Origin of the sequence: Kitasatospora sp. NPDC048239 (assembly GCF_043202015.1) — a bacterium.
Taxonomy (GTDB): Bacteria; Actinomycetota; Actinomycetes; order Streptomycetales; family Streptomycetaceae; genus Kitasatospora.
In genome coordinates, this window is the sequence record NZ_JBICZP010000009.1 from 279,674 (window position 1) to 292,942 (window position 13,269).

A 13,269-nucleotide genomic window follows, 5' to 3' on the forward strand; every position below is an offset into this window, starting at 1 on the left:
GATGGCGGGGCGGCGGTACGGGTGGCCGCAGGGCGAGGAGGCCGCCGGCGGGTCACGGTGGGTGTCGGCGGCGGGGCGGGTGCGGTCGGGAGGCTCGTCCTTCGGGCGGGTGCGGGCGGACCGGGCGCGCCGGTCCTGGCCTGGACGGGACGCGACGGCCGGAGCTCCCCCGCTCCCCGGTCGATCCCAGACCCCCTGCCGCGGCCCTCGTTGAACATGGAAACCATGACGGGTCCGGCGTGGCACCGACGGTACCCAGCCGACGGGAGCGGGCCGACCTCGCTCACCATCCCCTCACCCGGGCCGCACACCAGCGCCACTTCGCGCCTCGGATCGGACCCTTCGGCGGGTACGACAGTTCGCCGTTCGCGAGGACGTCCGAATACGCACGACAGCGCGCGAAGCGGCGCAGGGCCGCCCTGCCGTGCGGTCGGAGCAGCAGCACCCGGCACGGGGTCGTCCCGCTTGCAGCAAACGACGACGACCGGGCCCGGAACACCCCGCAGAGCTGGAGGAAGCGGCGGTGGTCCACCCCCGCCGGGGCGTGGCAGCCTGACGGGACACCCCGCGCGCCACCCGCCACCTGCGGTTTCCCCGGCCGCCGCCCGGCGTGCCAAGCTTCCACATTCTGTTGAAGTCCCCTTGACGCCCCGACAGGCCTCGCCTTACTTTGTTTCCACATACAGAAACCGTTCTTCCGTATGGTGGAATTCTGGAGATGAGCCCTCCGACCCACTGCGGGCCGACGCAGGAGAAACCCGATGCCTCGTATGACAGCCGCCCGCGCGGCGGTGGAGATCCTCAAGCTCGAAGGCGTTGAGGTCGCGTTCGGCGTGCCGGGCGCAGCGATCAACCCCTTCTACGCCGCCCTCAAGGCCTCCGGTGAGATCAGGCACACGCTGGCCCGGCACGTCGAGGGCGCCTCCCACATGGCGGAGGGCTACACCCGCGCCAAGGCCGGCAACATCGGTGTCTGCATCGGCACCTCCGGCCCGGCCGGCACCGACATGATCACCGGCCTCTACTCGGCGATCGCCGACTCGATCCCGATCCTGTGCATCACCGGCCAGGCGCCGGTCTCCAAGCTGCACAAGGAGGACTTCCAGGCCGTCGACATCGCCTCGATCGCCAAGCCGGTCACCAAGGCGGCGACCACCGTGCTGGAGGCCGCACAGGTCCCCGGCGTCTTCCAGCAGGCCTTCCACCTGATGCGCTCCGGCCGCCCCGGCCCGGTCCTGATCGACCTGCCGATCGACGTCCAGCTGACCGAGATCGAGTTCGACCCGGAGACGTACCAGCCGCTGCCGGTCTACAAGCCCCGCGCCAGCCGGGCCCAGGCCGAGAAGGCGCTCCAGTTCCTGCTGGAGTCCGAGCGCCCGCTGATCGTCTCCGGCGGAGGCATCATCAACGCCGACGCCTCCGACCTCCTGGTCGAGTTCGCCGAGCTGACGGGCGTCCCGGTCATCTCCACCCTGATGGGCTGGGGCACCATCCCCGACGACCACGAGCTGAGCGCCGGCATGGTCGGCGTCCAGACCTCGCACCGCTACGGCAACGCGACCTTCCTGGAGTCGGACTTCGTCCTCGGCATCGGCAACCGCTGGGCCAACCGCCACACCGGGTACAACCTGGAGGCGTACACCAAGGGCCGCAAGTTCGTCCACGTCGACATCGAGCCCACCCAGATCGGCAAGATCTTCGCCCCGGACTACGGCATCGCCTCGGACGCGAAGGCCGCGCTGGAGCTGTTCATCGAGGTCGCCAAGGACCTCAAGGCCGCGGGCCGGCTGCCGGACTTCGGCTCCTGGGCCGCATCCGCCCAGGAGCGCAAGGCCACCCTGCTGCGCCGCACGCACTTCGACAACATCCCGATGAAGCCGCAGCGCGTCTACGAGGAGATGAACAGGGCCTTCGGCCCGGAGACCCGCTACGTCACCACGATCGGCCTCTCCCAGATCGCCGGCGCGCAGATGCTGCACGTCTACAAGCCGCGCAACTGGATCAACTGCGGCCAGGCCGGCCCGCTCGGCTGGACCATCCCGGCCGCGATCGGCGCCGCCACCGCCGACCCCGGGACCCCGATCGTCGCGCTCTCGGGCGACTACGACTTCCAGTTCATGATCGAGGAGCTGGCGGTCGCCGCCCAGCACAAGGTCCCCTACATCCACGTCCTCGTGAACAACGCCTACCTCGGCCTGATCCGCCAGGCGCAGATCGGGCTGGACATCAACTTCCAGGTCAACCTGGAGTTCGAGAACATCAACGCCCCGGAGCTCGGCGTCTACGGCGTCGACCACGTCAAGGTCGCCGAGGGCCTCGGCGTCAAGGCCATCCGGGTCACCGACCCGAACGAGCTGGCGGCCGCCTTCGAGGAGGCCAAGAAGCTCGCCGCGGAGCACAGCGTCCCGGTCGTGGTCGAGGCCATCCTGGAGCGCATCACCAACATCTCGATGAGCCGGACGGTGGACATGAGCAACGTGACCGAGTTCGAGGAGGTCGCCACCCTGCCGGAGCACGCCCCGACGGCGATCAGGCCGCTGGCGATCTGAGCCGGGCGACGGCCCACCGGGCCCGGTGGCGCGGGGAGCCCTCCCCACCCGCCACCGGGCCTTTGGCCAGGTGTTCGGCGCAGCCGTCGTGCGGGTACGTACACGGAACGCCCGCGCGCGACCACCGCGCGGGCTTCCGCACCCCCGGGAGGCCCGAGCCGTGTCCTTCACCATGAGCGTCGCCGACCGCGAGCGCTTCCTGGCCGCCCCGCACGTCGGCGTGCTCGCCGTCGGCGGCACGGGCGCCGAACCGGGGCCCGGCCTGCTGGCCGTCCCGATCTGGTACTCCTACCGCCCCGGCGGGGTGCTCACCGTCCTGACCGGCCGCGACTCCGCCAAGACCCGCCGGATCACCGCCGCGGGCCGCTTCGCCCTCTGCGCCCAGCAGGAGGAGGCCCCCTGCCGCTATGTGAGCGTGGAGGGCCCGGTGGTCGCGATCGAGGACCGGCTCGACCCCGCGGAGCGCGCCGCCATGGCCCACCGCTACCTGCCGGCCGCCACCGCCCGCGCCTACCTCGCCGCCACCGCCGAACAGCTGACCGCCGACATCGCCATCCGGATGCGCCCCGAGCGCTGGCACAGCGCCGACTTCTCCGCCGTCGCCGCGCGGCTCGGTTCGAACACCGCCCCGGTGGCGGAACACCCGTAGCCCGGTTGTGGTTGAGGCAGGCGGGAGCGGCTACCGTTCCGAGCGAGTCCCGTGACGGGGCCCGCACCGAGTCCCGTCCCGACACCCGACCATCCCGAAGGGCACCCCCGTGAGCCTGTACGACATCCCGCTGCGCACCCTGTCCGGCGAGGCCGCCTCGCTGGCCGACTACAAGGGCAAGGCGCTGCTGATCGTGAACGTCGCCTCCAAGTGCGGCCTGACCCCGCAGTACGCGGGTCTGGAGCGGCTCCAGGAGCGCTTCGCCGGGCGCGGCTTCACCGTGCTGGGCTTCCCCTCGAACCAGTTCGCCGGGCAGGAGCCGGGCAGCTCCGAGGAGATCCAGACCTTCTGCTCCACCACCTACGGTGTCAGCTTCCCGCTGTTCGAGAAGACGGACGTGAACGGCGACGACCGCCACCCGCTGTACGCGGCGCTGACCCAGACCGCCGACGCCGAGGGCCAGGCCGGGGACGTCGCCTGGAACTTCGAGAAGTTCCTCGTCTCGCCGGACGGCACCGTCGCCGCCCGCATCCGCCCGCGCACCGAGCCGGAGGCCGACGAGGTCGTCGCCGCGATCGAGGCCCTTCTGCCGGCCTGACGCACACGGCTCACCGAACGGGCCCGGGGCCGTCGCCCCGGGCCCGTTGGCGTGCCCGGCCGGCCCGTCGCAGGCGGGCGGCGGCGCCCCGGACCAGCCGGTCGAGTTGCTCGTCCTGCCAGGCAGTGCGGGGCCTCGTTCGCGGCCAGCTGGGTCTTGCCGGCCCCGGCGGTGCCGACCAGTATCCGGCAGGGCACAGGGGCGTCGGGAGTATCGAGAACGGCCCGGCCCTGGAAGCAGTGCGCAGTGCTTGGGATCGCCCCAACCTGGTGCCGCCAGGCGGCCGGGGCATGTCGGCAGGCATAGTAGGACACCTGGTCGGCGTGGCCGACGGCGAAGCCGTGGTTGCTCGCCTGCACCCCTGCGGGCGGCCGGGGCGCGCCTGCACCGGGTGGTCAGAGCAGGCGGTTGCAGAGCTCCTGGAGGCGGATCGTGGCACTGGCGAACTCGTCGAGCGTGGCCGTGGGGAACTCCATGGTGGCGAAGTCCTGGATCCCGCTCCGCACACTCGCCGACACGTCCAGGCGCTCCGCCAGGGCGAAGAGGCCCGCCCGCAGGGGTTCGGCCTCCGGAGTCGGGTCCTCGGGCCACATCGCCCGCACGATCAGGAAGATCCTCCCGATCAGATCGGCCAGGATGAACCAGTCGAACTCGTCACCGACCGAGCGCTCACGGAGCTCGTCGGTGACATCGTCGACCGCCGCAGCGAACGCGAACACCCCTGCCACGAACTGCTCCCCGGGGGACGCAGCGGCCACATCCGCCGCACGGGCGCGGATCGCGTCGACCTGGTCCTGACGGATGCCGACCCGCTCCAGCCTTGCCAGGAATTCGGACAGTGCTCCTGACGGGTGGGAGTCGGCGATCGGCGGGATCATGTCGAACTTCGTCCCGGAACTGCTGCCGATCCTGAAGTAGAGGTGCCGCCTGGCCCGGTCGGCCGGTGCGGTCGGCTGCAAGCCGCCGGTCGGCGGCAGGCCGCCGCCCACCACGTTGATCTGCAGGTTCCCGTCCCCGATCTGCAGCCCGAACGCCTCTCGGGCGTCGATCTGCGGGGAGCGGCGGTCGTGACTGTCCATCGGATGCAACCTCAGTTGAACGTGATGGTCTGGGTGGAGTGGTCGCCGACCTGCACGCCCTTGGCGCCGCGCGCGTCGACCTGGTACCTGCCCCGCGGACCGGACCGGTACCTGCCTCGCGGGCCGACCAGCGCCAGGAGGGCCTCGGCCGCCGCCAGCAGTTCCTGGTCCAGGTCGGCCCCGGACGCGGTCAGCTCCTCGCGCAGCCGGGCCTCCCAGGCCTCCGGCTCCGCTGGTCCGGCGTCCAGCGCCTCCTCGCCCGGTGCGGACACCCGGCGGCGGACCGCCTCCCGGAGCGTGCCGTACGCGTCCCGAACGGCGCTGCTCGCCGTGTCGGTCAGCCCCGCCGACGCCCCGGCGGCCAGTGCCGCCGTCACCAGTTCCACCCCGGTCATGAGACCCCCCTGTCGCGATCGGGGCCCAGTGTGCCACGAAATCACCTTCCCCAGAGGCAGTCTGACGGTTACTCACACGTGAAGGTGAGTGACCGCGGAGCGGGCCGGGGCCGGCCGGGGATTCAGCGCCGGGCGCCGTCGGCGCCGAGGCCGGGGCGGTCGGAGTGGTCGGGAAGGCCGGCGGACAGGAGGTGCTCGGCGGCGCCGTCGAGGAGCGCGGCCGTCTCGGTGGAGCGCGGGAGCATGGTCCGCTCGTAGCTGCGGACGGCGTCCTCGACGGTGGCGGATCCGGCCAGGGCGAGGGCGAGTTCGGCCGCGTCGAGCATGGCGAGGTTGACGCCGACGCCGAGCGGCGGCATCAGGTGGGCGGCGTCGCCGAGCAGGGTGACGGTCGGGTTGGGCTCCCAGGTGTGCGGGACGGGGAGGGCGAAGATCGGGCGGTCGACGTAGGGCCCCTCGTTGTCCGTGATCATCCGGAGCATGCGCGGCGACCAGTGCCCGTACTCGTCGAGCAGCAGGGCACGGATGGCCTCGGTGTCGGCGGCGGTCAGACCGTTGCGGCCGATCCAGCCGACGGGGACCCGCCGGATGACGTGGACGCGGATGCGGTCTCCGCTGCTGCGCTGGGCGAACAGCGCGCGGTCGCCGTCGGCCGCGTGGGCGCCTCCCGGTCCGACCAGTGCGGCGAGGTCGGGGTGGCGGTTCTCGACGTCGGAGAACCCGGCCTCCAGGAAGCTCACCCCGGTGTACCGGGGGACGGCGGGGGACACCGCCGGGCGCACCCGGGAGAAGGCACCGTCGGCGCCGATGACCAGATCGGTCTCGATGGTCGTGCCGTCGGTGAAGTGCAGCTGCCGCGGCCCGTCGGCGGGCCCGCCGACCCTGTCGAGGGCCTGCCCCCAGCGCACGGTGCCCGGCTGCAGGGAGTCGAGCAGCAAGTCCCGCAGCTGGCCGCGGTCGATCTCCGGCTTGACGTACTCGTCGGCGGCCGGGACCTGGCGGGACGTCACCGCACCGGTCTGGTCCACCCGGCGCATCTCCTGCCCCTCGGGGCGGGCCAGCCTGACGAACTCCTCGACCAGGCCGGCCTCGCGCAGGGCGACCTGGCCGCCGTCGGCGTGCAGGTCCAGGGTGCCGCCCTGGTTGCGGGCGCGGGGGCCCTCGTCCGCGTCGTGGACGGTGACCGCGATGCCGTGGCGCTGGAGGATGCGGGCGCAGGTCAGTCCGCCTGGTCCGGCGCCGATGATGCTGATCCTGGCACGGGCGGGTGCTACGGGGTTCACGGGATTCCCTTCGGTGGCGCCGGATCACGGCCGCGGCCCGGTGCCGCGGGCCCGTCGGGCACCGCTGTATTTTCGGAACAGATTCAAACATACAACGGTTCCAAGTTTCTGGACTGCCCGGTAGGGTTGGCCCATGGCAAAGACGATCGACGGCGCGGAGACGCCTGACGCCGCGGGTACGGGCGCCGGGGCGGCAGCGGGTGCCGACGCGGGGACGGGCGGGCGGCGCGAACGCAAGAAGGCCGCCACCCGCCAGGCGATCGCCGACACGGCGCTACGGCTGTTCCTGGAGCGCGGCTACGAGCAGGTCGGCGTCCGCGAGATCGCCGAGGGTGCCGACGTGTCGGTGTCGACCCTGTTCAACTACTTCCCCCAGGGCAAGGAGGCCCTGGTCTTCGACGAGGACGCCCGCAACGAGGCCGCCCTGGTCCGCGCGGTCACCGACCGGCCGTCAGGCCAGACGCTTCCCGGCGCCCTTCGCGCCCACCTCACCGGCTTCGTCGACTCGGGCCACACCCGGGACCCTCGCTTCGCCGACTTCCGACGGCTCGTCCAGGAGACCCCCGCCCTGCGCGAGTACTCCCGGACGATGTGGCTGCGCCACGAACACGCTCTGGCCCGCGCACTCGCCGACCAGAGCGGCCGGCCGGCCGATGACCTGCTCTGCGCGGCCTACGCCCGGTTCACCCTCGAAACCCTCGCGTTCGCCGGCTCCCACCCCGACCCCGTCGCCGCCGTCGACCAGGCCTGCCTCCTGCTCGACCAGGGCTGGACGGCCGCCACCGCCGTCGACGATCCGTCATCATGACGGCATACTGCGGGATTTGAGGCGTGGGACGCCGAGCAGTGGTTCGGCGTGTGGTCGTCGGCCGCCATGCCCGGTTGAGCCTGTGCTCGCCAGCGCGCCGTAACCGGCGAACAGCACTGCCGATTACGGGGAGTTGAGCGGCATTGGCCGAACTCCCCTGATCATGGTCGCCAGTGTCGCCGGGCGGCCCACCGGGGGCCTCCCCCGATCGAGGGAGGTGTTTCTCCCGCCTTCGCGCGATGTGGTCGAAGGCCCTGGAAGCCAGGATCGTTCCCAACCAAACGATTCCCAGGAGTTGACCCATGCGTACCCATGCTCGGCAGGGCCTTCGTTCCTCGACCCGGCAGCAGGGCGGGAGGCGGCGACGAGCCGTGTCGGCCGCGGCCGTCGTGGCCCTCGGCGTCATGACGCTGGGCGCCCTCGCCCCGCCCTCCGCCTCTGCCTCCGATTCAGCAGCGTCCATTGCCGCCGCCAGGCCGGACGCCGTCCAGCAGGCTCTGAACGCGCTGGTGCGCGACGACGGGATGCCCGCCGCGCTGGCGAGCGTCCAGGACCGGGGCGGCCGCACCCGCACCTACACCGCAGGAGTCGGCGACCTTGCCACCGGTTCGAAGGTGCCCAGGGACGGGCAGGTGCGGATCGGCAGCAACACCAAGGCGTTCACGGCGGTCGTGGTCCTGCAGCTGGTCGGCGAGGGAAGGATCGGCCTCGACACCTCCGTCGAGACCTACCTGCCCGGCCTCGTGCGCGGGGAGGGGATCGACGGGAACCTCATCAAGGTCCGCGAGCTCCTCCAGCACACCAGTGGACTCCCCGACTACGGCATCCACGTCGACGACGACGAGATCAGGAACCGGTACTTCGAGCCCCGCGACCTGCTCGACATCGCCCTCCGCTACAAGGCCGACGCGGCCCCGGGGACGACGTGGGGGTACAGCAACACCAACTACATCCTGGCCGGCCTGATCGTCCAGAAGATCACCGGCCGCCCGCTCGCCGAGGAGATCGACCGGCGCATCATCAAGCCCATCGGGCTGCGCCACACCTACTTCCCCGCCCCCGGCGAGAGGACCATCCGAGAGCCGCACCCCCAGGGCTACCACCGCAACCCGGCGGACGGACCGCTGCGCGACTTCACGGAGCTCGACCCCTCCGCAGGCTGGGCCGCAGGCCAGTTGATCTCCACCAACTCCGACCTCAACCGCTTCTTCGGCGCGCTCCTGGGCGGCCGCCTCCTCCCGGCGGCCCAGCTCGCCGAGATGCGCACCACCGTCCCCGCCGGGACCTCGGGCCTCCGCTACGGGCTAGGGCTCACGAGCAGGCCGCTGTCGTGCGGCGGCGTCTACTGGGGCCACGGCGGCGACATCGCGGGCTTCGAGACCCGGGGCGGCGTCACCGACGACGGCCGCGCCGCCAACGTCGCGGTCACCAGCATCCCGACGGACGAAGCGGCCGTGCAGCACGTGAAGGACGCCGTGGACCGGGCCCTGTGCGGCTGAGGAACGCCCCCCGCCAGTGCCCGGCGACCTGAACGAAGACCCGACGAATCCCCAGGAGTTGACTCATGCACGGACAGACACAGCAAGGACGTTGGCGGCGACGGGCCCTGTCGGCCACAGCCGCGCTGGCCATAGGCGTCATAACGCCGGGCGTCCTGACGGCGGGCGTACTGGCGGCGCCCCAGGCCTTCGCCGCCAGGCAGGACTCCGTCCAGCGCAGCCTGAACGCGCTGGTGCGCGACGACGGCTCGCCCGCCGCACTGGCGAGCGTCCAGGACCGGGGTGGCCGCACCCGCACCTACACCGCAGGAGTCGGCGACCTTGCCACCGGCGCACCGGTACCCGTCGACGGGCAGGTGCGGATCGGCAGCAACACCAAGACCTTCGTCGCGGTCGTCGTCCTCCAACTGGTCGCGGAACGGAAGGTGGACCTGGACGCCTTCGTCGACACCTACCTGCCCGGCCTCGTCCGCGGCGACGGGATCGACGGACGGCGCATCACCGTCCGCGAGCTCCTCCAGCACACGAGCGGCCTCCCGAACTACAGCGACCACCTCGGCGACGACATCCGGTACTACGACCCCCGCGAACTGCTCGCCACAGCCCTCCAGCACCCCGCCGACTTCCCCCCCGGGGAGGGCTGGAAGTACAGCAACACCAACTACGTGCTCGCCGGCCTGATCGTCCAGAAGGTCACCCGCCACTCCCTGGCCGAGGAGATCGACCGGCGCGTCGTCAAGCCCGTCGGGCTGCGCCACACCTACTTCCCCGCCCCCGGTGACGCGGGCATCCGGGAGCCCCACCCCCACGGCTACGACCGGGAATCGGCAGACGCGCCGCTGCGCGACATCACCGAGATCGACCCCTCCTGGGGCTGGGCGGCAGGCCAGATGGTCTCCACCGGCTCCGACCTCAACCGCTTCTTCAGCGCACTCCTGACCGGCCGCCTCCTGCCGCCGGCGCAGCTTGCCCAGATGCGCACCACCGTCCCCGCCGAAGCGACCTTCGGCCCCGGCGCCCGCTACGGGCTCGGACTCGTCAGCAGGCCGCTGCCGTGCGGCGGCCTCTCCTGGGGCCACGGCGGCAGCTTCCCCGGGTACGAGACGCGGGGCGGCGCCACCGACGACGGCCGTGCCGCCAACGTCGCGGTCACCAGGCAGCTCACCGGCGAGGCGGACCGCAGGGAACTCGAACGCGTCGCGGACACCGCCCTGTGCCGCTGAGCCCATTAACACCCGCCGGCTCCGGGCCGGGACGGGCTCGGGACGCGGGGGCACAGGGCTAGGGGCAGTGGTAGGCGAAGGAGGCGGCGGCGGTCCTGGGGCCCGGGGTGAGGAGGTCCAGGGTGGCGGTGGCCTGGAGTGCGCCCTGGCCCTCGAAGCTCCAGCGGAGCACCAGGTCGGTGCGGTGGGTGCCGGAGGGGACCTCCTGGGCGATCTCGCCGGACGTCGTACCGTCACTGCGCAGCCAGCGGTAGCGGATGGTGCCGGCGCCGCCGTTGGTCGCCACCGCCGCCGTGATGACGGCCGTGCCGCCGCAGCCGGGGCCTGCCGGGTCGGTGGTCACGCCGACGCCGGTGACCGCCAGGGCGGGGGTGGTGAAGCGCCAGTACAGGAAGGCCAGGACGGCCGCCAGCACCACGATCGGCACCAGCCACCGCCACACCCGGCGGGGGCGGCGCGCGTCCGGTACGGCGGCTCCGTGCCAGACCGCGGCGGCCTGCGGCGGGACACCGGGGCCGAAGCGCCGCAGCTCGCCCGGGGCGAACGGCTCGGCGAACCGGTCGGCGGACGGGTCGGTACCCGAGCCTGAGGCCGACGACGCACCGGGTGCACGCGTGGCGCCCGGGCTGGTCGCGACGACCCCGGAGGCCGTCGCGAAGGGGTCCACGGCCGTGGCGGTCTCGGCCGGGTCGGACGCGCCGCTCCAGGCCCTGGGGTCCAGGAACGTGGCGCTCACGGCCTCCGTCCCGGCGGCGGCCGACGCGCCGGCCTGGCCCGGCTCCGCCGGGGCGTCGTCCAGCCGGACGGTGGCCTCGGTGTCGGGGGCGCCCGCGGCCGGGACGGGCTGGTCCAGCGTGACGGTCAGATCCTCGGCCGCGGGGACGGGACCGAGCCGGACGGTCCGTGCGGCACCCGCCGCGGCGGCACCGAGGCGGACCGTCCGGTCGGACTCCGCACCCGTCGACGGGGCGGAGTCGGGGCGGGGCGTGGACATGGCTTCTCCAGAGAGCGGGAGGGGGAGCGGGAAGGGGCAGGGCTCAGCGGGGCGGGTCGCAGAGGTAGGCGGCCATCGTGCCCGAGGTCCTGCCCGGCCTGGCCGCCGCCGGCGTGGTGCCGACGGTCACGCCCCAGGTCGGGAAGGTGTCGGCCGAGCCGAAGTCGTGCGGCCGGGTGACGGTGGCACGACCGTCGCGGACCACCACCGTGTCGGTCGCGACGACGACCACTCCCCTGCCCGCCGTGTGGTACCAGTTCAGCGTCAGCGTGCCGGTGCCCGCGCCCTGGGCGACCACCGTGACCGTCGCGGTCAGGCTCCACCGGCCGCTGCAGGTCAGCGAGTCCAGGTTCACGGTGCTGACGGCGAGGGTCGCCGGGGCGACGGTCGCCGTCGGGGTCACGGTCGCGGTCGGGGCCGGGGTGGCGGTCCCCGTCGGCGCGGTGGTGGTGGCCGGCCCGGTGGGCGGTGCCGACGGTGGCGCGGCCGTGGGCGGCATGCCACCGGGCGGAACGGACGGCAGTCCTGAGGTGGGGACGCCCGGCGCGGAGGGCGTGCCCTTGGCGGTGGGCGACTTTCCGGTCGGCGAGGGTGTGGGAGAGGCGCTGGGACCGGCGGAGGTCGTCGACGGTGCGGCCGTCGGGGAGGACGGCCCGGCGCTCGGGGTGTCCGTGGCGCTGCTCGGCGCGGGCGACGGGCCACCCGTCGGATCGGGCGCGCCGAGCGTGGTGGTGGCCTCCGGGGAGGCGTCGGCGACCACCGTGCGGGCGCCGCCCTCGGTGGCCCCGGCTATCGCCATCCCGGCCAGCGTGGCCAGCGTGAGGGTGCCGGCCACCACCCCGACGAGCGCCTTGCCTCGGCCGCCGAGGCGCGCTCCGCGGCGGACCAGGGTCTCCCGGACGAAGGCGGCCGGAACGGCGTCGACACCGGCCGCGGCACCGGCGCCGGTCGGCGCCCCGGCGCCGCCCAGCGCGGTGTGGGCCAGCGAGGTACCGCCGACCGCGCCCCCGGCGCCGACGCCGGGCAGCAGCAGCGCGAGCAGCGCCACCAGGGCGGTCAGGTCGAGGCGGCCCTTCTCCTCCCACTGCGGCCCGTAGCCGGCCGCCGCGACGGCCTCGAGCTCCTCGACCAGGGCGGCCGCGCTCCCGGGCCGGGCCCCCGGGTCCTTGGCGAGGCCCGCCAGGATCAGCGGCCGGACGGGGTCGGGCGCCAGCTCGGCCGGGATCGGGGCCTCGGTGTGCTGGACGGCGAGTTCGGCGATCGTGGTGCCGCCGTACGGGCGGGCGCCGGTGAGGCACTCGAAGAAGGTGACGGTGGCGGCGTAGACGTCGCCGGCCGGGGAGGCGGGCCGCCCCGCCCACTGCTCGGGCGGCATGTAGGCGGGCGTGCCGGAGACGTCGCGGTCGTCGCCGCTCGGCACCGCGATGCCGAAGTCCACCAGCTTGGAGGTGCCGGCCGTGTCGACCAGCACGTTGGCCGGCTTGTAGTCGCGGTGCACCACCCCGGCGTCGTGGGCGGCGGCCAGGCCCAGCAGCGAGCCCTTCAGGACGACCAGTGCGGCCTCCGGGGTGGTGGCGCCCTCCGCGCGGAGCAGGTCACGCAGGGCGATCCCGTCCACCAGCTCCATCACGATGGCCGAGCCCCGCTCCCCCTCCACGTACTCGTAGAGCCGGGTGACGTGCGGGGAGTCGACCGTCGCGAGGACCTCGGCCTCCCTGCGCAGGGCGGGCGAGCCGACCGAGCCGTGGAGGTACTTGATCGCCACGGGGGTGCCGGTCGTCCGGTGGCGGGCGAGCACGACCCGGCCGCTCGCGCCGGAGCCGAGCTCCCGCTCGTGGAGGTAGTCCGGGAGCTCCCAGGGGCGCTCGTCCTCGATCACGGGGTCGCCACCGGCGGGCACGGTGTCGCCCCCGGCCGGTCTGCCGTCGTGCTGCCCGTCCTGCTGCCCGTTCTGCTGCTTCCCGGCGTCCATCGCGTCGTACTCTCCCCGTGACTGCCTGCTCGGCCCTGCGGCGTCGCACCCTACGACACCGCGGCTACTGCCTGGGACGCGGCCTGTGAACAGCGGGTTCCGGACGGGTTGGACGGCCAGGTCACGATTCGGGTGATTCGCACACCCTGCCAACCATTCGCCCGGGCGGGCGGGTTCGGCGGCCGCCCGGCGGCCGGGTCACCCCCCGGGCGGACGGCGG

The 13,269-nt window shown here is 73.4% G+C and carries 11 protein-coding genes; 6 read left to right on the forward strand and 5 right to left on the reverse strand.

From position 1 onward, the window contains the following. The first annotated feature begins 770 nt into the window (after positions 1 to 770). The 3 genes from gcl (at position 771) to ACGFZP_RS24915 (ending at position 3,796) form a co-directional block, all read left to right on the forward strand. A complete protein-coding gene (gcl, locus tag ACGFZP_RS24905) occupies positions 771 to 2,549 on the forward strand; it encodes a glyoxylate carboligase (protein WP_392937013.1) in 1,779 nt (592 codons plus the stop codon). Between the two features lie 160 nt (positions 2,550 to 2,709). Then, complete coding sequence (locus tag ACGFZP_RS24910; protein ID WP_392936867.1) at positions 2,710 to 3,198, forward strand: pyridoxamine 5'-phosphate oxidase family protein; 489 nt, start codon at positions 2,710 to 2,712, stop codon at positions 3,196 to 3,198. 109 nt (positions 3,199 to 3,307) lie between these two features. After that, positions 3,308 to 3,796: a glutathione peroxidase gene (locus ACGFZP_RS24915; RefSeq protein WP_392936870.1), complete on the forward strand. Its 489-nt coding sequence runs from the start codon at positions 3,308 to 3,310 to the stop codon at positions 3,794 to 3,796. A 395-nt stretch (positions 3,797 to 4,191) separates the two neighbouring features. Here ACGFZP_RS24915 and ACGFZP_RS24920 read toward each other — a convergent pair whose 3' ends face one another. From ACGFZP_RS24920 to ACGFZP_RS24930, 3 genes are all read right to left on the reverse strand, one after another. Further along, positions 4,192 to 4,875: a hypothetical protein gene (locus ACGFZP_RS24920; protein ID WP_392936873.1), complete on the reverse strand. Its 684-nt coding sequence runs from the start codon at positions 4,873 to 4,875 to the stop codon at positions 4,192 to 4,194. 11 nt (positions 4,876 to 4,886) lie between these two features. Continuing rightward, positions 4,887 to 5,270, reverse strand: a complete 384-nt coding sequence (locus tag ACGFZP_RS24925; protein ID WP_392936874.1) for a hypothetical protein — start codon at positions 5,268 to 5,270, stop codon at positions 4,887 to 4,889. 122 nt (positions 5,271 to 5,392) lie between these two features. Further along, positions 5,393 to 6,553: an FAD-dependent oxidoreductase gene (locus tag ACGFZP_RS24930; protein WP_392936876.1), complete on the reverse strand. Its 1,161-nt coding sequence runs from the start codon at positions 6,551 to 6,553 to the stop codon at positions 5,393 to 5,395. 133 nt (positions 6,554 to 6,686) lie between these two features. Here ACGFZP_RS24930 and ACGFZP_RS24935 point away from each other — a divergent pair, with 133 nt between their 5' ends. The 3 genes from ACGFZP_RS24935 (at position 6,687) to ACGFZP_RS24945 (ending at position 10,083) form a co-directional block, all read left to right on the forward strand. Next, positions 6,687 to 7,361, forward strand: coding sequence for a TetR/AcrR family transcriptional regulator (locus ACGFZP_RS24935; protein ID WP_392936878.1), 675 nt, complete (start codon positions 6,687 to 6,689; stop codon positions 7,359 to 7,361). Positions 7,362 to 7,732: 371 nt separating this feature from the next. After that, positions 7,733 to 8,860 carry a serine hydrolase domain-containing protein gene (locus ACGFZP_RS24940; protein ID WP_392936881.1) on the forward strand — a complete coding sequence of 376 codons (1,128 nt, stop codon included), beginning with the start codon at positions 7,733 to 7,735 and terminating at the stop codon, positions 8,858 to 8,860. Positions 8,861 to 8,925: 65 nt separating this feature from the next. Further along, positions 8,926 to 10,083: a serine hydrolase domain-containing protein gene (locus tag ACGFZP_RS24945; RefSeq protein WP_392936884.1), complete on the forward strand. Its 1,158-nt coding sequence runs from the start codon at positions 8,926 to 8,928 to the stop codon at positions 10,081 to 10,083. 58 nt (positions 10,084 to 10,141) lie between these two features. On the opposite strand, the gene ACGFZP_RS24950 is transcribed toward ACGFZP_RS24945, so the two are convergent. Continuing rightward, the gene (locus tag ACGFZP_RS24950) at positions 10,142 to 11,077 is read right to left on the reverse strand and encodes a hypothetical protein (protein WP_392936887.1); all 936 of its coding nucleotides are present in this window, start codon (positions 11,075 to 11,077) and stop codon (positions 10,142 to 10,144) included. A 43-nt stretch (positions 11,078 to 11,120) separates the two neighbouring features. After that, positions 11,121 to 13,049, reverse strand: coding sequence for a protein kinase (locus ACGFZP_RS24955; protein WP_392936889.1), 1,929 nt, complete (start codon positions 13,047 to 13,049; stop codon positions 11,121 to 11,123). Positions 13,050 to 13,269: the final 220 nt, after the last annotated feature.

Bases quoted from the DNA above. Each gene is read 5' to 3' on its own strand.
- ACGFZP_RS24920 (WP_392936873.1), bottom strand. From the start codon at position 4,875: ATGGACAGTCACGACCGCCGCTCCCCGCAGATCGACGCCCGAGAGGCG.
- ACGFZP_RS24925 (WP_392936874.1), bottom strand. From the start codon at position 5,270: ATGACCGGGGTGGAACTGGTGACGGCGGCACTGGCCGCCGGGGCGTCG.
- ACGFZP_RS24945 (WP_392936884.1), top strand. From the start codon at position 8,926: ATGCACGGACAGACACAGCAAGGACGTTGGCGGCGACGGGCCCTGTCG.
- gcl (WP_392937013.1), top strand. From the start codon at position 771: ATGACAGCCGCCCGCGCGGCGGTGGAGATCCTCAAGCTCGAAGGCGTT.
- ACGFZP_RS24935 (WP_392936878.1), top strand. From the start codon at position 6,687: ATGGCAAAGACGATCGACGGCGCGGAGACGCCTGACGCCGCGGGTACG.
- ACGFZP_RS24955 (WP_392936889.1), bottom strand. From the start codon at position 13,049: ATGGACGCCGGGAAGCAGCAGAACGGGCAGCAGGACGGGCAGCACGAC.
- ACGFZP_RS24950 (WP_392936887.1), bottom strand. From the start codon at position 11,077: ATGTCCACGCCCCGCCCCGACTCCGCCCCGTCGACGGGTGCGGAGTCC.